The sequence below is a fragment of the Pseudomonas cremoricolorata genome (genome assembly GCF_000759535.1).
GTDB classification, from domain to species: domain Bacteria; phylum Pseudomonadota; class Gammaproteobacteria; order Pseudomonadales; family Pseudomonadaceae; genus Aquipseudomonas; species Aquipseudomonas cremoricolorata_A.
In genome coordinates this window covers 1,737,145-1,754,778 of the sequence record NZ_CP009455.1, presented here as the reverse complement: position 1 = coordinate 1,754,778, position 17,634 = coordinate 1,737,145, and the positions used below count along the sequence as shown (strand labels likewise).

19 protein-coding genes are annotated in these 17,634 nt (G+C 62.8%); 8 read left to right on the top strand and 11 right to left on the bottom strand.

From position 1 onward, the window contains the following. Window positions 1-90 precede the first annotated feature (90 nt). The gene (locus LK03_RS07560) at window positions 91-1,503 is read left to right on the top strand and encodes a peptidoglycan DD-metalloendopeptidase family protein (protein ID WP_038411779.1); all 1,413 of its coding nucleotides are present in this window, start codon (window positions 91-93) and stop codon (window positions 1,501-1,503) included. A 3-nt stretch (window positions 1,504-1,506) separates the two neighbouring features. Next, window positions 1,507-2,598 (top strand): anhydro-N-acetylmuramic acid kinase, encoded by a 1,092-nt coding sequence (locus LK03_RS07555; RefSeq protein WP_038411778.1) that lies wholly within the window; start codon window positions 1,507-1,509, stop codon window positions 2,596-2,598. Window positions 2,599-2,654: 56 nt separating this feature from the next. Here LK03_RS07555 and erpA read toward each other — a convergent pair whose 3' ends face one another. Next, window positions 2,655-3,005 (bottom strand): iron-sulfur cluster insertion protein ErpA, encoded by a 351-nt coding sequence (erpA, locus tag LK03_RS07550; RefSeq protein WP_028695768.1) that lies wholly within the window; start codon window positions 3,003-3,005, stop codon window positions 2,655-2,657. A gap of 158 nt (window positions 3,006-3,163) precedes the next feature. Then, the gene (gene argC, locus LK03_RS07545) at window positions 3,164-4,198 is read right to left on the bottom strand and encodes an N-acetyl-gamma-glutamyl-phosphate reductase (protein WP_038411777.1); all 1,035 of its coding nucleotides are present in this window, start codon (window positions 4,196-4,198) and stop codon (window positions 3,164-3,166) included. Window positions 4,199-4,342: 144 nt separating this feature from the next. Here argC and hemJ point away from each other — a divergent pair, with 144 nt between their 5' ends. From hemJ to coq7, 4 genes are all read left to right on the top strand, one after another. Further along, complete coding sequence (hemJ, locus tag LK03_RS07540) at window positions 4,343-4,765, top strand: protoporphyrinogen oxidase HemJ (protein ID WP_205621239.1); 423 nt, start codon at window positions 4,343-4,345, stop codon at window positions 4,763-4,765. Window positions 4,766-4,847: 82 nt separating this feature from the next. Further along, on the top strand, window positions 4,848-5,627 hold the full coding sequence (locus tag LK03_RS07535) for an SDR family NAD(P)-dependent oxidoreductase (RefSeq protein WP_038411775.1): 780 nt from the start codon (window positions 4,848-4,850) through the stop codon (window positions 5,625-5,627). A gap of 66 nt (window positions 5,628-5,693) precedes the next feature. After that, a complete protein-coding gene (locus LK03_RS07530) occupies window positions 5,694-6,032 on the top strand; it encodes a histidine triad nucleotide-binding protein (RefSeq protein ID WP_038411774.1) in 339 nt (112 codons plus the stop codon). Window positions 6,033-6,132: 100 nt separating this feature from the next. Then, entirely contained in the window at window positions 6,133-6,780 is a 648-nt protein-coding gene (gene coq7, locus LK03_RS07525; RefSeq protein WP_038411773.1) for a 2-polyprenyl-3-methyl-6-methoxy-1,4-benzoquinone monooxygenase, read from the top strand. Window positions 6,781-6,835: 55 nt separating this feature from the next. Here coq7 and LK03_RS07520 read toward each other — a convergent pair whose 3' ends face one another. Next, a complete protein-coding gene (locus tag LK03_RS07520) occupies window positions 6,836-7,258 on the bottom strand; it encodes an OsmC family protein (RefSeq protein ID WP_038411772.1) in 423 nt (140 codons plus the stop codon). A gap of 188 nt (window positions 7,259-7,446) precedes the next feature. Here LK03_RS07520 and crp point away from each other — a divergent pair, with 188 nt between their 5' ends. Further along, window positions 7,447-8,091, top strand: a complete 645-nt coding sequence (crp, locus tag LK03_RS07515; RefSeq protein ID WP_038411770.1) for a cAMP-activated global transcriptional regulator CRP — start codon at window positions 7,447-7,449, stop codon at window positions 8,089-8,091. Here crp and LK03_RS07510 read toward each other — a convergent pair. From LK03_RS07510 to LK03_RS07495, 4 genes are read right to left on the bottom strand one after another with little or no spacing between them, the layout of a single operon-like run. Beyond that, window positions 8,088-8,801 (bottom strand): lipoate--protein ligase family protein, encoded by a 714-nt coding sequence (locus tag LK03_RS07510; protein ID WP_038411769.1) that lies wholly within the window; start codon window positions 8,799-8,801, stop codon window positions 8,088-8,090. The genes crp and LK03_RS07510 overlap by 4 nt on opposite strands. A 7-nt stretch (window positions 8,802-8,808) precedes the next feature. After that, on the bottom strand, window positions 8,809-9,642 hold the full coding sequence (gene trpC / locus LK03_RS07505) for an indole-3-glycerol phosphate synthase TrpC (protein ID WP_038411768.1): 834 nt from the start codon (window positions 9,640-9,642) through the stop codon (window positions 8,809-8,811). Next, window positions 9,639-10,688 carry an anthranilate phosphoribosyltransferase gene (gene trpD, locus LK03_RS07500; protein WP_038411767.1) on the bottom strand — a complete coding sequence of 350 codons (1,050 nt, stop codon included), beginning with the start codon at window positions 10,686-10,688 and terminating at the stop codon, window positions 9,639-9,641. The genes trpC and trpD overlap by 4 nt, the downstream gene beginning before the upstream one ends. Window positions 10,689-10,703: 15 nt before the next feature. After that, entirely contained in the window at window positions 10,704-11,297 is a 594-nt protein-coding gene (locus LK03_RS07495) for an aminodeoxychorismate/anthranilate synthase component II (protein WP_038411766.1), read from the bottom strand. Window positions 11,298-11,669: 372 nt separating this feature from the next. On the opposite strand from LK03_RS07495, the gene estP reads away from it, so the two are divergent. Next, window positions 11,670-13,574, top strand: coding sequence for an esterase EstP (estP, locus tag LK03_RS07490; protein ID WP_038411765.1), 1,905 nt, complete (start codon window positions 11,670-11,672; stop codon window positions 13,572-13,574). Window positions 13,575-13,634: 60 nt separating this feature from the next. Here estP and trpE read toward each other — a convergent pair whose 3' ends face one another. The 4 genes from trpE to LK03_RS07470 form a co-directional block, all read right to left on the bottom strand. Next, a complete protein-coding gene (gene trpE / locus LK03_RS07485) occupies window positions 13,635-15,116 on the bottom strand; it encodes an anthranilate synthase component I (protein ID WP_038411764.1) in 1,482 nt (493 codons plus the stop codon). Between the two features lie 72 nt (window positions 15,117-15,188). After that, a complete protein-coding gene (locus tag LK03_RS07480) occupies window positions 15,189-16,007 on the bottom strand; it encodes a phosphoglycolate phosphatase (protein WP_038411763.1) in 819 nt (272 codons plus the stop codon). After that, the gene (gene rpe / locus LK03_RS07475) at window positions 16,004-16,678 is read right to left on the bottom strand and encodes a ribulose-phosphate 3-epimerase (protein ID WP_038411762.1); all 675 of its coding nucleotides are present in this window, start codon (window positions 16,676-16,678) and stop codon (window positions 16,004-16,006) included. Before rpe ends, LK03_RS07480 begins: the two co-directional genes overlap by 4 nt. A 117-nt stretch (window positions 16,679-16,795) precedes the next feature. Next, on the bottom strand, window positions 16,796-17,623 hold the full coding sequence (locus tag LK03_RS07470; protein WP_028695752.1) for an ABC transporter permease: 828 nt from the start codon (window positions 17,621-17,623) through the stop codon (window positions 16,796-16,798). Between the last annotated feature and the right edge of the window lie 11 nt (window positions 17,624-17,634).

The window sequence follows — 17,634 nt, the reverse complement described above, 5'->3', positions numbered from 1 at the left end:
GCTAAGGTAGATTTGGTTATATTTTATACAGTTATTTCATCTTCATCATGTCATTCATCTTTTCCATTTCACCTTTTCAAAGTCACCCCTATGACCAAAGACACTCCAAAGGCGCCTCCGCTATACCCGAAAATCCACCTGCTCGCTGCCAGCGGCCTTGCCGCACTGCTGAGCCTTGCCCTGCTGGTATTCCCTTCCAGCGACGTGGAAGCGAAGAAAACCACGCTTAGCCTCGAGCTCGAGACGCCCGGCGACCAACTGAAAGAAGAATCAGCCGCCGCCCCGCTGGTACAAACCCAGCAGTCCAGCGGCTCGCCATTCGCGCAGATCGAAAATGCGGCGCCCGCCACCACCGAGCAGGCAAACCAGACCCCTGAGGCGGAGCAGAAAGCCGCGCTGCCCGGACACCGTGAAGTGACCGTTGCCCGGGGCGATACGCTCTCGACGCTGTTCGCCAAGGTCGGCCTCCCTTCCAACGCCGTGCACGATCTGCTGGCCAGCAGCAAGCAGGCCAAGCAGTTCAGCCAGCTCAAACATGGCCAGGTACTGCAATTCGAGCTGGACAAAGACGGCCAACTGACGAGTTTGCACAGCAAGGTCAGCAATCTTGAAAGCATTCGCCTGACGCGTTCGGACAAGGGCTACAGCTTCAGCCGCGAAGTCAGCAAGCCGGTGGTACGCACTGCCTACGCACATGGGGTCATCAAGAGCTCGCTGTCCGCCTCGGCACAGCGCGCCGGGTTGTCCCACAGCCTGACCATGGACATGGCTCGCGTGCTCGGCTACGACATCGACTTCGCCCAGGATATTCGCCAGGGAGACGAGTTCGACGTGGTCTACGAACAGAAGGTCATGGACGGCAAGGTGGTTGGCACCGGCAACATCCTGTCCGCCCGCTTCACCAACCGCGGCAAGACCTACACCGCCGTGCGTTACACCAACAAGCAAGGCAATACCAACTACTACACCGCCGATGGCAACAGCCTGCGCAAGGCGTTCATTCGTACGCCGGTCGACTTCGCACGCATCAGCTCGCGATTCTCGGCCGGTCGCAAGCACCCGATCCTGAACAAGATTCGTGCGCACAAGGGTGTCGACTACGCCGCCCCCCGCGGCACACCCATCAAGGCTGCGGGCGACGGCAAGGTGGTACTGGCAGGCCGTCGCGGCGGTTATGGCAATACCGTCATCCTCGCCCACGGCAACAAGTACCAGACCCTCTACGGGCACATGCAGGGCTTCGCCAAGGGCGTGAAAACCGGCGGCAGCGTCAAGCAAGGCCAAGTGATCGGCTACATCGGTACTACCGGCCTGTCTACCGGGCCTCACCTGCACTACGAGTTCCAGGTCAATGGCGTGCACGTCGATCCATTGAGCCAGAAAGTGCCGATGGCTGACCCGATCGCCAAGGCCGAGCGCCAGCGCTTCATGCAACAGAGCCAACCCCTGATCGCCCGCATGGATCAGGAAAAAGCCACCATGCTTGCCTCCAACAAGCGCTGAGTCATGGCTTACTACATTGGCGTGATGTCCGGCACCAGCCTCGACGGGCTGGACATCGCCCTCATCGAACAAGGCGAGCAACCGGCGTTGCTCGCGACCCACTACCTGCCGATGCCAACGCAGCTGAAGGACGAGCTGCTGAGCCTTTGTACCAGTGGTGCCGATGAGATTGCTCGGGCCGCCATGGCCGAGAATCGTTGGGCACAACTGGCTGCCGAAGGTATTGGTCAACTGCTGGTCGAGCGCAAGCTTGGCCCGGAACACATCCGCGCCATCGGCAGCCATGGGCAAACCATCCGTCATGAGCCTGCCAAGGGGTTCACCGTACAGATCGGCAATCCGGCGCTGCTCGCCGAGCTGACCGGCATCAGCGTGGTGGCCGACTTCCGTCGCCGTGATGTCGCCGCCGGAGGCCAGGGTGCGCCGTTGGTCCCGGCGTTCCACGAAACCTTGTTCGGCCACCTTGGGCAGCGGTTGGCCGTGCTCAATGTAGGCGGGTTCAGCAACCTCAGTTTGATCGAACAGGATCAACCGGTCAGGGGCTTCGATTGCGGTCCGGGCAATGTGTTGCTCGATGCCTGGATCAACCAGCAACGTCAGCAGCCGTACGACGCCGACGGCGCGTGGGCCGCAGGAGGTGCAGTCGATGAAACACTGCTCAGCGCGCTGCTGTCGGATCCGTTCTTCGCCGGTAACGGTCCGAAGAGCACCGGACGCGAGGTGTTTAATCTACCTTGGCTGATCAGCCACCTGTCCGCCTACCCACCCCTACCCGAGCAGAATGTGCAGGCCACATTGCTGGAGCTGACCGCGCGGAGCATTTGCGACGCCCTGCGCTCAGCGCAGCCTGCAACCGACACGCTGCTGGTGTGCGGTGGTGGTGCTCGTAACGGCGCCTTGATGCGGCGTTTGGCGGCACTGCTGCCTGCGACCCGCGTCGACAGCACTCAAGCCCACGGCGTGCACCCCGACTGGGTAGAGGCCATGGCCTTCGCCTGGCTGGCGCACTGCTGCCTGGAAGGCGTGCCTGCCAATCGTCCAAGCGTCACTGCCGCCAAAGGACTGCGAGTGCTGGGCGCGATCTACCCTGCCTGACACTCAGATACGCAAACGCCGCGCAAGTGCGCGGCGTTCATGTCAGCCGATGCCATTCAGATCGAGAACGAAGATCCGCAACCGCAGGTGGTGGTTGCGTTCGGGTTCTTGATGACGAACCGCGAGCCCTCAAGCCCTTCCTGATAATCGACCTCGGCGCCCGCCAGGTACTGAAAGCTCATGGGATCGACCACCAGCGAGACGCCTTCGCGCTCGACGATGGTGTCGTCTTCGGCGACATCTTCATCGAAGGTGAAGCCATATTGAAAGCCCGAGCAACCGCCGCCAGTCACGAACACACGCAACTTGAGGCGATCATTACCCTCTTCGCTGACCAGAGTCTTCACCTTGTGCGCGGCACCTTGGGTGAATTCCAGACCCGTAGGGGTGAAGGTTTCGACGCTCATGTAGATTCTCCCGGCTTGACGCCGTAATAACACTCGATGGGGCGCATTATCCGCTTCTCCGAGAAAATTGGTCAACAATTGCGCGACACCGGGCGTTCCTTCCTGTCAGGAGGATACAAAAAGGCCCGCACGAGGCGGGCCCTGAACCACCGGGCCGCTCAGGGTAGCAAGCCCGCGTGGTTCAGCCCCATACGCTCGTCCAGACCGAAGACGATGTTGAGGTTCTGCACCGCCTGACCCGAGGCGCCTTTGACCAGGTTGTCGATCACCGACAACACCACGACCAGATCGCCACCCTGCGGCCGATGCACAGCGATGCGACAGACGTTGGCGCCACGTACGCTACGAGTTTCCGGGTGGCTGCCAGCCGGCATCACATCGACGAACGGCTCATCGGCGTAGCGCTTTTCGAACAGCGCCTGCAGGTCAACCGAGGTGTCCACGACGTTGGCATACAGGGTCGAATGGATGCCGCGGATCATCGGCGTCAGGTGCGGCACGAAGGTCAGGCCGATCTCTCCACCGGCAGCCAGGCGCAGGCCTTGGCTGATTTCTGGCAGATGACGGTGGCCTTTGACCCCGTAAGCTTTCATGTTTTCGCCAGCTTCGCTGAACAGCGAGCCCACCGCTGCACCGCGACCAGCACCACTGACCCCGGACTTGCAATCGGCGATCAGGCGCAATGGATCAGCGATACCGGCTTCGAGCAGCGGCAGGAAGCCCAACTGCGTGGCCGTTGGGTAGCAGCCCGGCACGGCGATTAGACGCGCCTGGCGAATTTTTTCCCGGTTGACCTCAGGCAAGCCGTATACCGCGTCCTGCAGCAGATCGGGGGCGCCGTGTGGCTGGCCGTACCACTTGCTCCACTCGGCGGCATCCTGCAAGCGGAAATCCGCAGACAGGTCGATGACCTTGGTACCTGCAGCCAGCAGCTCGCCGGCCAGGGCGTGTGCAACACCGTGAGGGGTGGCGAAAAACACCACGTCGCAGGCGCCGAGGGTCTTGCTGTCCGGCACGCTGAACTTCAGGCCATCGTAATGGCCGCGCAGGTTCGGGTACATGTCGGCCACCGCTACGCCCGACTCGGAGCGCGAGGTGATGACAGCCACCTCAGCCTGCGGGTGCTGCGCCAGCAGGCGCAACAGTTCGACCCCAGTGTAACCCGTGCCGCCGACGATACCGACCTTGATCATAACGCTTGCCCCTCATCAACGAAGCCACTGGAAAGTGGTCGATGATAGGGGCCGAAGGCGCCTGTCACAACACTCGATTGGCCCTGGGGGCTACCGGGCCACTACTATCTGCCCACCGTGAAAACCTGAAGGAAGTCATCAATGCTGTATCTCTGGATCAAAGCGCTGCACATCGTCAGCGTGGTCTGCTGGTTCGCCGGTCTGTTCTACCTGCCGCGACTGTTCGTCTACCACGCGCAAAGCACCGACCCGGTCAGCCAGGAGCGCTTCATCACCATGGAGCGCAAGCTGTATCGCGGCATCATGAATCCGGCGATGATCGCGACCTTCGTCTTCGGTATCTGGATGCTATACCTCACCCCGGGCTGGCTGAGCCAAGGCTGGATGCACGCCAAACTGACCTTGGTGCTGCTGCTGACCGGCTATCACCATGTGTGCGGCGCGCAGCGCAAGCGCTTTGCCGCTGGCAACAACACGCGCAGCCACGTGTTCTACCGCTGGTTCAACGAAGTACCGGTGCTTATTCTGCTGGCTGTGGTGATTCTGGTGGTGGTCAAACCGTTCTGACCCTGGGCGTGCGAAACAGCCGTCACAGGGGTTGAGGCAGGCTGTACACTAGCGCCCTCTTTCGCCGCCCCAGGAGCGCTGCATGACCCGTTACGCCATGATCACCGGAGCGTCCAGCGGCCTTGGCCTGGCTCTGGCGGAAGCTCTGGCGCGGCGTGGACGCAATCTCATTCTGGTCGCTCGTCAGCGCGAGACGCTGGAGCCGGTGGCCATCGAGCTGACACAGCGCTTCGGCGTCGAAGTGCTGTTTCGCGCCTGTGATCTGAGCCAGCCTCTACGGCTTTCCGGTTTCGTTCTGGAACTCGAGGAAGGCGAGCGGCGCATCGACCTGCTGATCAATTGCGCCGGTCTGCGCACATACGGCCCATTCCTGGCCCATGAGTGGGCCGACGAACAGGACCTGCTCGAAGTCAACGTCCTGGCGCTGAGCCGGCTCTGCCACGCCCTGGGTAATCTGATGGCGCTGCACGGTGGCGGGCAGATCCTCAATGTCGCCGGTCTTGCCGGCGTGGCGCCGGGCCCCTGGATGGCAGCCTACTCGGCGAGCAAGGCCTATGTGCTGAGCTTCAGCGAGGCGCTGCGCGAAGAGCTCAAGCGCGCCGGAATCAAGGTTTCGGTGCTGTGTCCTGGCCCGGTGCGTTCGCCGCGGCGGCGCATCGAACGCCTTGCCGGCAGCAGCCGTTGCCTGTCCCCCGAAGAAGTGGCCCTGTATACCGTACGCGCGCTGGACAAGGACCACGCGATCATTGTGCCCGGGCGCCGCAATCGCTGGCTGGCGTTCGCTCCGAGGCTGCTGCCACGCTGGCTGACCCGCAAGCTCGCCGGATTCATCCACCGTCGCTACTGCCCATCGGGAATGTAATGGAGGATGGGCGAGCAGCGCCGGGCTGAGTACACTCGACGCGCAACCTCACCATGGAGTAGCGCTGTGGATACGCTTTTCACCAAGATCATCAACCGAGAGATTCCGGCGAAGATCATCTACGAGGACGACCAGGTTCTGGCCTTCCACGATATCGCCCCGCAGGCACCGGTGCATTTTCTGGTCATCCCGAAAAAACCCATCCGCACCCTCAACGACCTGACCGAAGACGATAAAGGACTGGCAGGCCACATCCTGTTCACCGCACAGCGGTTGGCCAAGGAACTGGGCTGCGAGGATGGCTTCCGGGTCGTCATGAACTGCAACGAAAAAGGTGGCCAGACCGTCTACCACATTCACATGCACGTGCTTGGCCAGCGGCAGATGAACTGGCCTCCGGGCTGATCGACCAGCGCTGGGGAGGGTTCGAGCAAAACTGACTCGGCGCAATCGTCTCGTTCGTGTTTCAGGTAGACTGTCGGGCACACTCTTGCGGAGGTGCCCGATGGCTACCGAACGTCACTACTCGCCGCTTGACCGCATGCTGCTGCAGGCCGACACGGCCATGCGCACGCTGCTGCCCTTCAGCGGCCAACCCTCTCGTCCGTCACCGGCCATCGTCCAGCCGAACGTCGATCTCGATGCCAAGCAAACCCGCCATGTCGCCGGGCTGATGCGCATCAACCATACCGGTGAAGTCTGCGCCCAGGCGCTCTACCAGGGTCAGGCGCTGACGGCCAAGCTGCCGCAGGTGCGCAAGGCCATGGAGCACGCCGCCGAAGAGGAAATCGACCACCTGGCCTGGTGTGAACAACGTATCCGCCAACTGAACAGCCACCCCAGCGTGCTCAACCCGCTGTTCTATGGCATGTCGTTCGGAATAGGCGCGGTTGCCGGCCTGGTTAGCGACAAGGTCAGCCTCGGTTTCGTCGCGGCCACCGAGCGTCAGGTATGCAAACACCTGGACGAACACCTTGAGCAGATTCCGGCGCAAGATGGCAAGTCACGCGCCATCCTCGAACAAATGCGCGTCGACGAAGAGCACCACGCCGACGCCGCGCTGGATGCCGGCGGCTATCGCTTCCCTGCTCCGGTGCGCTTTGGCATGAGTTTGCTGGCCAAGGTCATGACCAAGAGCACTTACCGCGTCTGACCGACCTGAAGCAATGACCTGCACGCTGCTGTGCAGGTCTCTTGCAACCGCGTTATCAGCCGAGTTCGACGATTTCATAGCCGTGGCTGATTTCCACCCCGGCGCGGTCGAGCATGATGGACGCCGAGCAGTATTTCTCGGCAGACAATTCCACTGCGCGCTTGACCTGCGCTTCCTTCAAGCCGCGCCCCTTGACCACGAAGCGCAGGTGAATCTTGGTGAACACTTTCGGGTCTTCATCGGCGCGTTCGGCTTCAAGGAACGCCTCGCAGCTTTCCACCGCCTGGCGCGACTTCTTCAGAATGCTGACTACGTCGAAGCTGCTGCAGCCGCCCAGCCCGAGCAGGAGCATTTCCATGGGACGCACCCCCAGGTTACGGCCACCGGCTTCGGGTGGGCCATCCATCACCACCACATGGCCGCTGCCCGACTCGCCGAGGAACATGGCGTCACCCGCCCATTGGATGCGTGCTTTCATCTCTGACAACTCCAGGAAGCGTAAAAAGGCTGTCAGCTTAGTGCACGCTCGCAGCGGGGCAAAGCGCGGATGTTGAGGAATTCTGGTATTGCCGTAGGAAGTGTCTGATAATCTGGCGTCAAATGACTGGCACATAGCCAGTAATTCCCGTTCTCTCCTTTCTGCCTCGCCTCGAACAGGATTTCGTGATGGTTGCGCCAGCCCTTTCCGCCAAGATCAAGAATATCGACAAGTTGTTGGCCCATTGTCAGCGCCGTCGCTATGCGGCCAAAAGCAACATCATCTGTGCAGGTGACACCGCAGAGACGCTCTCGTACATCATCAAAGGCTCAGTCACCATCCTCATCGAGGATAAAGAAGGCCGCGAGATGATCATTGCCTACCTCAACAGCGGTGATTTCTTCGGTGAACTGGGACTGTTCGAGAATGCCGGTCAGCTACAGGGGCGCAGCGCCTGGGTGCGAGCGAAAACTGAGTGTGAAGTTGCAGAGATCAGCTACGAGCGCTTTCGCGAGCTGGTTCGTCATGATCCAGACATCCTCTACGCACTGGGCGGGCAAATGGCTCAGCGGCTGCGCAATACCACGCGCAAAGTGGGCGACCTGGCGTTCTTCGATGTCACTGGCCGGGTAGCACGCTGCCTGCTCGACCTGTGTAAGCAACCGGATGCGATGACCCACCCCGACGGCATGCAAATCAAGATCACCCGTCAGGAGATCGGTCGGATCGTCGGCTGCTCGCGAGAAATGGTCGGGCGCGTCCTCAAGGACCTCGAAGAACGCAATCTGGTGAGCGTGAAGGGCAAGACCATGGTGGTCTACGGGACCCGCTAGTCTTGGGGAATCGTGGAAAGTACCTGGCGGTATGCCGAGGCAAGGTGTTCGAGCACAGACGCCTGGGGTAACCATTCGTGCAAGGCGATATGGCTGTCGGCTCGGCAGCGCTGCGGCAACTGGCAACGCTCATTGAACAGGTTGACCGCAGCGACCATCGATTCGCGCTGGTTTTCCACCAGCATCGCACCGTGCACCAGCACCACCGGGCGTTTGCCCTGCAAGCCCTGGCGCCAGCGCTGGGCGGTGCCGACCAGCTTGCGACCGTTGAGGTTGACGTTGTAGCGCCCATCGCAGAACGCGCCTTCGATTTCCCCGGTCGAGGCTGCCCCGCCCCATTGCTGCAGGATATCGCATAACGGCTGGCACAAACGCTGATACGCCTGCTCGATGCGACCCTGATCGCCCTCCGAACGTGGTGCCACATACACCAGCGCCAGATTCACCGTGGCCGGCGACTGCGGCACCGGCTCGCCGCCGGTTTCACGCAACAGCACCGGCCAACCCGCCGCGGCGACGGCCGCGCTGGCCGGCTGGAAGCCGTCAAGACGACTCATGCGCCGCGGCATCACCAAGGCTTGATCGACAGGCCGCCAGAACAGCAGCGCAGCCTGCTGCTCACCACGGCACACGGCGCCGAGCAGGTCCTGCTCGGCTTGCAGTCCCTGCTCGACGCTCAGTGACCGCACCACGTGCGTCTTGCCAGACATGGCTCGATCAGTCCAGCGCCTGCGCGCTCTTCACCGGACGTTCCGGGAAGAACAGCCGCTGCAGTTCCAGGCCGGGCTGCTCGGCACGCATGAACGCTTCGCCGACCAGGAAGCTGTAGACGTCGTTGATTTCCATCAACTCGACATCGGCGCGGTTGAGGATGCCACTTTCGGTAATCGCCAGACGGTCGCGGGGAATGCGCGGTAGCAAATCGAGGGTGGTTTCCAGGCTGACGTCGAAGGTATGCAGGTTGCGGTTGTTGACCCCGACCAGCGGCGTATCGAGCGTGTTCAAGGCTCGTTCCAGCTCGTCGCCGTCGTGCACCTCGACCAGCACATCGAGGCCAACCTCTTGGGCGGTTGCGGCCAGCTCGACCATGCACGCGTCGTTCAGTGCCGCGACGATCAGCAACACGCAATCGGCACCCAGCGCACGGGCCTCGACGATCTGGTAGGGGTCGATCATGAAGTCCTTGCGGATCACCGGCAGTGCGCAGGCGGCGCGAGCTTGCTGCAAGTAGGCGTCGGCACCCTGGAAGTAATCGATGTCAGTGAGCACCGACAGGCAAGTTGCCCCGCCCTGTGCATAGCTGGCAGCGATCTCGGCAGGCACGAAGTGCTCACGAATCACGCCCTTGCTCGGTGAGGCCTTCTTGATCTCGGCAATCACCGCCGGGCGTTTCTGCCGGGCCTGCTCGATCAGGGCGTTGGCAAAGCCACGCGGCGCGTCGGCAACCTTGGCCAGCTGGTACAGCTCGGACAAGCCGACCCGCGCCTTGCGCTCGGCGACCTCCTCGGCCTTACGGGCGAGGATATTCTCGAGTACGGTTGGGATGCTCATGCTTCGTTCTCCACCTTGAACACCGCAGTAAAGGCGCCCAGTTCCTGCAGTTTTTCCCAGGCAAGGCCTGTATGCAGGACGTCGTGAGCCAGTTCCACCCCGGACTTGAGGGTCATGGCATGGCCTGCCGCGTACAACGCAGCGCCCGCGTTGAGGGCAATCATTTCCGCAGCCTTCTGCGCGTTCTCGCTCTTGCGCCGGCCGAGGGCATCGCGGATCAGCGCCAGCGACTCCGCCGAGTCGCCAACCGCCAGGCCGTGCAGGCTCTGGCTGCTGATGCCGAGGTCTTCGGGCTCGACCCAATATTCGCTGATTTCGCCGTTCTTCAATTCGGCGACGAATGTCGGTGCAGCCAGGCTGAATTCATCCAAGCCATCTTTGGAGTGCACCACCAGTACGTGCTTGCTGCCCAGCCGCTGCAGAACTTCCGCCAGCGGCCGGCACAGCGCCTGGGTGAACACGCCAACTACCTGGTGCTTGACCCCGGCCGGATTCGTAAGCGGGCCGAGCATGTTGAACAAGGTGCGCAGACCCAAATCGCGGCGCGGCCCAGCGGCGTACTTCATGGCCGAGTGATGGCTCTGGGCGAACATGAAACCGATGCCGAGGCTGTCGATGCAGCGCGCGACCTGTACCGGCGTCAGGTCGAGGTAAACGCCCGCCGCTTCCAGCAGATCGGCGCTGCCGGATTTACCCGACACCGCCCGATTGCCATGCTTGGCGACCGTACAGCCGGCAGCGGCAAGGACGAACGCCGAGGCGGTGGACACGTTGAAGATGTTCGCGCCGTCACCACCGGTGCCGACAATGTCGACCACGCCATCGAGATCTTGCAGTTCAACCTTGTGGGCCAACTCGCGCATCACCGAGACGGCGCCGACGATCTCGTCGATGCTCTCGCTCTTCATGCGCATGCCCATCATGAAGGCGCCGATCTGGGCCTCGGTGCACTGGCCGGTCATGATCTGACGCATCACGTCGCTCATTTCCGCCGTACTCAGGTCGAGGTGGCTGACGATGCGGCTCAATGCGGTCTTGATATCCATACTCACTGCGTGTCCTTAACGGCGTCCGCCGGTCTGCTTGAGGAAGTTGGCGAACAGCTCGTGACCTTGTTCGGTAAGAATCGATTCGGGGTGGAACTGTACCCCTTCGATGTTCAGCGTCTTGTGACGCAGGCCCATGATTTCGTCGACCGAGCCGTCTTCCCGTACGGTCCAGGCGGTCACTTCCAGGCATTCAGGCAGGGTGTCGCGCTTGACCACCAGCGAGTGGTAACGGGTCACCGTGAGCGGATTGTTCAGACCTGCGAACACGCCCAGGTCAAGGTGATGCACCGGGCTGGTCTTGCCGTGCATCACCTGGCGGGCGCGCACTACATCGCCGCCGAAAGCCTGGCCAATGGACTGGTGGCCGAGGCACACGCCCAGAATCGGCAGCTTGCCGGCAAAGTGCAAGATGGCCTCGATGGACACACCCGCTTCGCTTGGGGTGCACGGGCCAGGGGAAACGACGATGCGTTCGGGTTGCAGCGCTTCGATTTCAGCGATGGTCATTTCGTCGTTGCGAATGACCTTGACCTCGGCACCCAGCTCGCCCAGGTACTGGACGACGTTGTAGGTGAAGGAGTCGTAGTTGTCGATCATCAGTAACATCGGGTTGAAACCTCTTCAATCCACCGACTTTGTATACGCGTTTTCGATGCCCAGCACGGCAGCCGGCGGTGTATCGCGGGCGTGCTCGGCGCATCAGGAAAAGCAATCAGGAACGGGCCGGGTCAACCGGCAGGAGATAGAGTCAGGCGCGCCAACGCCAACGGGCGTGGGCCTTGATTACGCGCATCAAGAGTTTGCTGACGATCAACACAGGGTAGGTCTCGCTCATACGTGACCGCACAGTAGCCTACCGGCGCGGCGGGCGCAACACGGCCTGTGCGCCTGACAAACGAAGTGTTGAATTACCCCGTCAGGACGATTTGCTATGTTCCAGCGGCTCGATCCCATAACAACAACGAAAGGCACTCACACATGGCTAAACCTCCGTTTCTGCGCACACTTCTGGGGACGCTCATTCTGGCCAGCGGCTCGGTCCTGGCCGCGCCCAACCCTTACTCGACGATGATCGTGTTCGGCGACAGCCTCAGCGATGCCGGGCAGTTTCCCGATCTGACCGGCAACGACACCGGCACGCGCTTCACCAACCGTGATGCGGATGGCAAGTACGCGCCTGTATCGCCAATGATCCTGGGTGGCAAGCTGGGCTTTTCGGCTGAAGAGCTGGGCCCGTCTACTTCAACGTACAACCCGACACACCAGTTGCCCGACGGCAACAACTGGGCCGTCGGCGGATATACCACGCAGCAGATCCTCGACTCGATCACCGACACCTCCAAGCTGGTTATTCCTCCGGGCCAACCATTCGCCGGCCTGGTCATCCGCGACCGCCCCGGCTACCTGCCAGGCAACGGCCTGCGCGCCGACCCCAACGCGCTCTACTACCTCACCGGCGGCGGCAACGATTTCCTTCAGGGCCAAGTCAACAGCCCCGCCGACGCCGCGGCCGCAGGCGCGCGCCTGGCTGCCAGCGCCCAGGCCCTGCAGCAGGCCGGCGCCCGCTACATGATCGTCTGGCTGCTGCCCGATCTGGGGCAGACGCCCAACTTCAGCGGCTCGCCGTTGCAAGGCGCGCTGTCGCAATTGTCGGGCGTGTTCAACCAGTCGCTGGTCAGCCAGTTGCAGCAGATCGATGCCCAGATCATCCCGCTCAACGTGCCGGCGCTGCTCAAGGAAGCCCTGGCCGACCCCGGCAGCTTCGGTCTGGCAACCAACCAGAACCTGGTCGGCACCTGCTACAGCGGCAACAGCTGCGTGCAGAACCCGCTGTACGGCATCGGCGGCACCACGCCCGACCCCACCAAGCTGCTGTTCAACGACGCCGTCCACCCCACCATCGCCGGCCAGCAGTTGATCGCCGACTACGCCTACTCGGTGGTTTCCGCACCTTGGGAGCTGACACTGCTGCCGGAAATGGCCCACGCCAGCCTGCGCGCCCATCAGGATGAACTGCGCAACCAATGGCAAACGCCATGGCAAGGCGTCAGCCAGTGGCAGGCGATTGTCGCCACCGGCGCGCAAGACCTCGATTTCGATGAACAGAGCAGCGCCGCCAAAGGCGATGGCCGCGGCTACAACCTGACGCTGGGCGGTAGTTATCGTCTCGATGATGCCTGGCGCGTCGGCCTGGCCGCGGGTGTGTATCGGCAGAAGCTGGAGCTGGGCGAGCACGACTCGGACTACCGCCTCAGCAGTTATCTGGCCAGCGCCTTCGCCGAATTTCGCCATGATCGCTGGTGGGCTGACGCTGCGCTGACTGTCGGGCATCTCGACTACGGCGACCTCAAGCGCACCTTTGCCCTGGGCGTGAATCAGCGCAGTGAAAAAGCCGACACCGATGGCGAGGCCTGGGCGCTGACCACGCGCGCAGGCTTCAACCTGGCAGCACCCGGCAGCGCGTGGCAACTGGCGCCGTTCATCAGCGCCGACTATGCACGGGTCAAGGTGGATGGCTATGAAGAACGCAGCGGCCGCGCTACCGCCCTTGGGGTCGATGATCAGGAGCGCACCTCACGGCGCCTGGGTGCAGGCCTGCTTGGCAGCGTGCAACTGGCGCCGGCCACCAGGCTGTTCGCCGAGGTCGCCCGTGAACACGAGTTCGAAGATGAGCAACAGGATGTGACCCTGCACCTAAGCAGCCTGCCGGACAATCACTTCACCCTCGCCGGCTACACCCCGCACAGCAACCTCACCCGCGCCAGCCTGGGCCTGACCCAGCAGCTGGCGCCGGGCCTGAACCTGCGCGGCAATTACACCTGGCGCAAGAGCGACGCGCTCACCCAGCAAGGGCTGAACCTGGCGTTGAGCCTGGACTTCTAGCCCTGCGACAGCCCCGGGCGAAACGAAAACGGTGCTCCGAAGAGCACCGTTTTTTCATCCTCAGGCCTTGGCCGTCTGCTCGGCCAGGGCCACCGCGCGGAACATCGCCCGGCGCTTGTTGAGGGTTTCTTCCCACTCCAGCGCCGGCACCGAGTCGGCGACGATGCCGCCCCCGGCCTGCACATGCAGTTCACCGTTCTTGATCACCGCGGTACGGATGGCAATCGCCGTGTCCATGTTGCCATTCCACCCGAAGTAGCCGACCGCGCCACCGTACACGCCGCGCTTGACCGGCTCGAGTTCGTCGATGATTTCCATGGCGCGGATCTTCGGTGCACCGGACAGCGTGCCGGCCGGCAGGATGGCGCGCAGGGCATCCATGGCGGTCAGCCCCTGGCGCAGGTGCCCGGTGACGTTGGAGACGATGTGCATGACGTTGGAGTAGCGCTCGATGACCATTTTCTCGGTCAGGCGTACGCTACCGGTGGACGACACCCGACCCACATCGTTGCGACCAAGGTCGATCAGCATCAGGTGCTCGGCGATTTCCTTGTCGTCGGACAGCAGATCGTCTTCAAGCGCCTGGTCTGCCTCTTCGTTGGCGCCGCGTGGGCGGGTGCCGGCGATGGGGCGCACGGTGACCAGATTGTCTTCGACCCGCACCAGCACTTCCGGCGAGCTGCCCACCACGTGGAAATCGCCGAAGTTGAAGAAGTACATGTAGGGCGTCGGGTTGAAGCAACGCAAGGCGCGGTACAGGTCGATCGGCGCGGCGTTGAAGTCGATGGACATACGCTGCGACGGCACCACCTGCATGCAGTCGCCGGCCAGGATGTACTGCTTGACGGTGTCCACCGCGCGCTCGTAATCGGCTTGGGTAAAGCTTGAGCGGAACGCAGGTTCCTGGCCCTGGGACACCGACAGGTCGAGGCCCGGGCGCGGGGTGATCGGCTCACGCAAGGTGGCCAGCAGCGTCTGCAGGCGTTGCTGGCCCTGCTCGAAGGCCTGCTCGTCGGCGGGGTCGACCAGCACGATGGCGTGCATCTTGCCCGCCAGGTTGTCGAACACCACCACCGCGTCAGAGACCATCAGCAGGATGTCCGGCACGCCCAACGGGTCAGGGTTGGGGCAGGCGCCCAAGCGTTTTTCCACATAGCGCACGCAGTCGTAGCCAAAGTAGCCGACCAGTCCGCCATTGAAGCGCGGCAGCCCGGCGATATCGGCGACCTTGTAGCGCTGCTTGAATGCCTCGACGAAGGCCAGCGGGTCTTCGACGTCGTGCTGTTCGACCTCGATGCCATCCTCGACGATGCTGACCCGATAGCCATGCACGCGCAGCACGGTGCGCGACGGCAGGCCGATCATCGAATAGCGCCCCCATTTCTCGCCACCCTGCACCGATTCGAGCAGGTACGAGTTGGGCTGATCGGCAAGTTTCAGGTAGATCGACAGCGGCGTGTCGAAGTCGGCCAGGGTTTCGAAGGCCAGAGGGATGCGGTTGTAGCCGGCAGCGGCCAGGCGCAGGAATTCTTCGCGGGTCATGGGTAGCCTCGTGGGGCAAGCAGCATTGGACAGGGCAAACGGATGGGTCGGCCAGGTGCCGACAGGCGAGCGTCAGGCGCGCCAGCGCCAGCGGGCCAGGGCCTTGATAACTTTCATCCAGTATTTGCCGGTGACCACCACGGGAGGCTCTCTGTGTGTCGAATCCTTGAAGTCGGGCAACGTTATCCCAGCGGCTGTGACTACGCAACCGGGGATCAAGGCGCGCAGGTCATCGAGCACCAGGCTCGGTGATTCCTCGCTGATCGGCCGCCCATGGTTGTAGCCGTAGCTGAGCGCCGCGCACTGCACGCCAGCGGCACGCGCGGCCAACACATCGCTGCGCGAATCACCCACGAACAGCGACTGCTGCGGGGTGACGCCGGCCATCTGCATGACGAACAGCAACGCCGCCGGGTCGGGCTTTTTCTGCGGGAGGGTGTCGCCGCCGATGATCCAGCGGAAGTATTCGCCGATCTTCATCTGATCGAGCAAGGGCGCGACGAAGCGCTCTGGCTTGTTGGTGATCAGCGCCATCTCGATACCGCGCTTGCGCAGCCAGCGCAGGGTGTCGCGCACGCCAGGGTAGATCACCGTGTGTTCATGGCTGCGCGCATACGCCTCCATGAACAGCGCCAGCCCCTGCTCGGCCAAGGCATCGTCGACCGCAGCGTGATCGATGCCGCCCGCCAGTGCACGGCGTACCAGCACCTGGGCGCCGTTGCCGACCCATTGCCGGACCGCCTCGGTGCCCGCAGGCGGACGGCCCATTTCGAGCAGCATGTGATCGACTGCAACGGCCAGGTCGGGTACCGAGTCGACCAGCGTGCCATCGAGGTCGAACATCACCAGCCTGGGCAGCGCGTCCGCAAACAGCTGCTCGAAGCCACTCATGGGCGGGCCAGAGCCAGTTCAGCGCGCATCTTGCCGATCACTTCGCGGTAGTCCGGCGCGTTGAAGATGGCCGAGCCGGCGACGAAGGTATCGGCGCCGGCAGCGGCGATCTCACGGATGTTGTTGACGTTCACCCCGCCGTCGATTTCCAGGCGAATGTCGCGGCCGCTGGCATCGATCAGGGCACGCGCTTCACGCAGTTTGTCGAGGGTGCCGGGGATGAACTTCTGCCCGCCGAAACCTGGGTTGACGCTCATCAGCAGGACCATGTCGACCTTGTCCATGACGTACTTGAGCGCATCCAGGCTGGTGGCCGGGTTGAACACCAGGCCGGCCTTGCAGCCGCCGTCGCGGATCAGTTGCAGCGAACGGTCGATGTGCTGGCTTGCTTCGGGGTGGAAGGTGATGTAAGTGGCGCCGGCTTCGATAAAGTCGCCGATGATGCGGTCGACCGGACTGACCATCAGGTGCACGTCGATGGGCGCGGTGACGCCGTGCTTGCGCAACGCGGCGCAGACCATCGGGCCGATGGTGAGGTTGGGGACGTAGTGGTTGTCCATCACGTCGAAATGAACGATATCGGCGCCACTGGCCAGCACGTTGTCGACTTCCTCGCCCAGACGGGCGAAATCGGCGGAAAGGATGGACGGGGCAATAGCGAAGGGCTGCATGGCGCACCTGTAGGCAGAATCACGGTGGCGCGCATTGTAACTCAGCGAGAATGATCAGCGCTGATCGGTATCACTCAAGGGGCCGCTCGTGAAAGCGGCCCTTCCTGCATGGACCGCTCAGGCAGGCTGCTGCGTGCGCAGCTTCTCACTGCGCCCGCGCAACCATTCCAAGGTCAGCAACAGCACCACCGAGAAGCCGATCAACAGGGTCGCGGCGGCGGCGATGGTGGGGCTGAGGTTTTCGCGGATGCCGCTGAACATCTGCCGCGGCAGGGTGGCTTGCTCGGGGCCTGCGAGGAACAGCGTCACCACCACTTCATCGAACGAGGTGGCGAAGGCGAACAGCGCGCCGGAAATTACCCCTGGGGCAATCAGCGGCAAGGTCACGCGGCGGAAGGTGGTCAGCGGCGAGGCGCCAAGGCTGGCCGCAGCGCGCACCAGGTTGTAGTTGAAGCCCTGCAGGGTGGCCGACACCGTGATGATCACGAACGGCACGCCCAGCACCGCATGCACCAGAATCAGCGACAGGAAGCTGTTACCCAGCCCCAGTGGCGCGAAGAACAAGTAGCTGGCCACACCGATGATTACCACCGGCACCACCATGGGCGAAATCACCAGGGCCATCACCAACGACTTGCCCGGGAAATCGCCGCGGGTCAGGCCGATCGCCGCCAGGGTGCCGAAGACCATCGCCAGCACCGTGGCCGCCGGGGCGACGATGATGCTGTTCTTCAGCGCGCGCATCCATTCGGCCGAGCCGAAGAAGTCCTGGTACCACTGCAGCGAGAAGCCCTGCAGCGGATACACCAGGAAACTGCCACTGTTGAACGACAGCGGCACGATCACCAGCACCGGCAACACCAGGAACAACAACACCAGGCCGCAGAGAATGCGCAGGCCGTAGTACCACACCCGCTCCACGGGCGACATGTAAGGGCTCAGCATGACGAACGCTC

Excerpts from the sequence above, each read along its gene's own strand:
- LK03_RS07555 (WP_038411778.1), top strand. The coding sequence starts at position 1,507 with ATGGCTTACTACATTGGCGTGATGTCCGGCACCAGCCTCGACGGGCTG.
- argC (WP_038411777.1), bottom strand. The coding sequence starts at position 4,198 with ATGATCAAGGTCGGTATCGTCGGCGGCACGGGTTACACTGGGGTCGAA.
- estP (WP_038411765.1), top strand. The coding sequence starts at position 11,670 with ATGGCTAAACCTCCGTTTCTGCGCACACTTCTGGGGACGCTCATTCTG.
- trpC (WP_038411768.1), bottom strand. The coding sequence starts at position 9,642 with ATGAGCATCCCAACCGTACTCGAGAATATCCTCGCCCGTAAGGCCGAG.
- trpD (WP_038411767.1), bottom strand. The coding sequence starts at position 10,688 with ATGGATATCAAGACCGCATTGAGCCGCATCGTCAGCCACCTCGACCTG.
- erpA (WP_028695768.1), bottom strand. The coding sequence starts at position 3,005 with ATGAGCGTCGAAACCTTCACCCCTACGGGTCTGGAATTCACCCAAGGT.
- rpe (WP_038411762.1), bottom strand. The coding sequence starts at position 16,678 with ATGCAGCCCTTCGCTATTGCCCCGTCCATCCTTTCCGCCGATTTCGCC.
- crp (WP_038411770.1), top strand. The coding sequence starts at position 7,447 with ATGGTTGCGCCAGCCCTTTCCGCCAAGATCAAGAATATCGACAAGTTG.
- LK03_RS07495 (WP_038411766.1), bottom strand. The coding sequence starts at position 11,297 with ATGTTACTGATGATCGACAACTACGACTCCTTCACCTACAACGTCGTC.
- LK03_RS07535 (WP_038411775.1), top strand. The coding sequence starts at position 4,848 with ATGACCCGTTACGCCATGATCACCGGAGCGTCCAGCGGCCTTGGCCTG.
- LK03_RS07560 (WP_038411779.1), top strand. The coding sequence starts at position 91 with ATGACCAAAGACACTCCAAAGGCGCCTCCGCTATACCCGAAAATCCAC.
- LK03_RS07520 (WP_038411772.1), bottom strand. The coding sequence starts at position 7,258 with ATGAAAGCACGCATCCAATGGGCGGGTGACGCCATGTTCCTCGGCGAG.
- coq7 (WP_038411773.1), top strand. The coding sequence starts at position 6,133 with ATGGCTACCGAACGTCACTACTCGCCGCTTGACCGCATGCTGCTGCAG.
- LK03_RS07470 (WP_028695752.1), bottom strand. The coding sequence starts at position 17,623 with ATGCTGAGCCCTTACATGTCGCCCGTGGAGCGGGTGTGGTACTACGGC.
- LK03_RS07510 (WP_038411769.1), bottom strand. The coding sequence starts at position 8,801 with ATGTCTGGCAAGACGCACGTGGTGCGGTCACTGAGCGTCGAGCAGGGA.
- trpE (WP_038411764.1), bottom strand. The coding sequence starts at position 15,116 with ATGACCCGCGAAGAATTCCTGCGCCTGGCCGCTGCCGGCTACAACCGC.
- LK03_RS07480 (WP_038411763.1), bottom strand. The coding sequence starts at position 16,007 with ATGAGTGGCTTCGAGCAGCTGTTTGCGGACGCGCTGCCCAGGCTGGTG.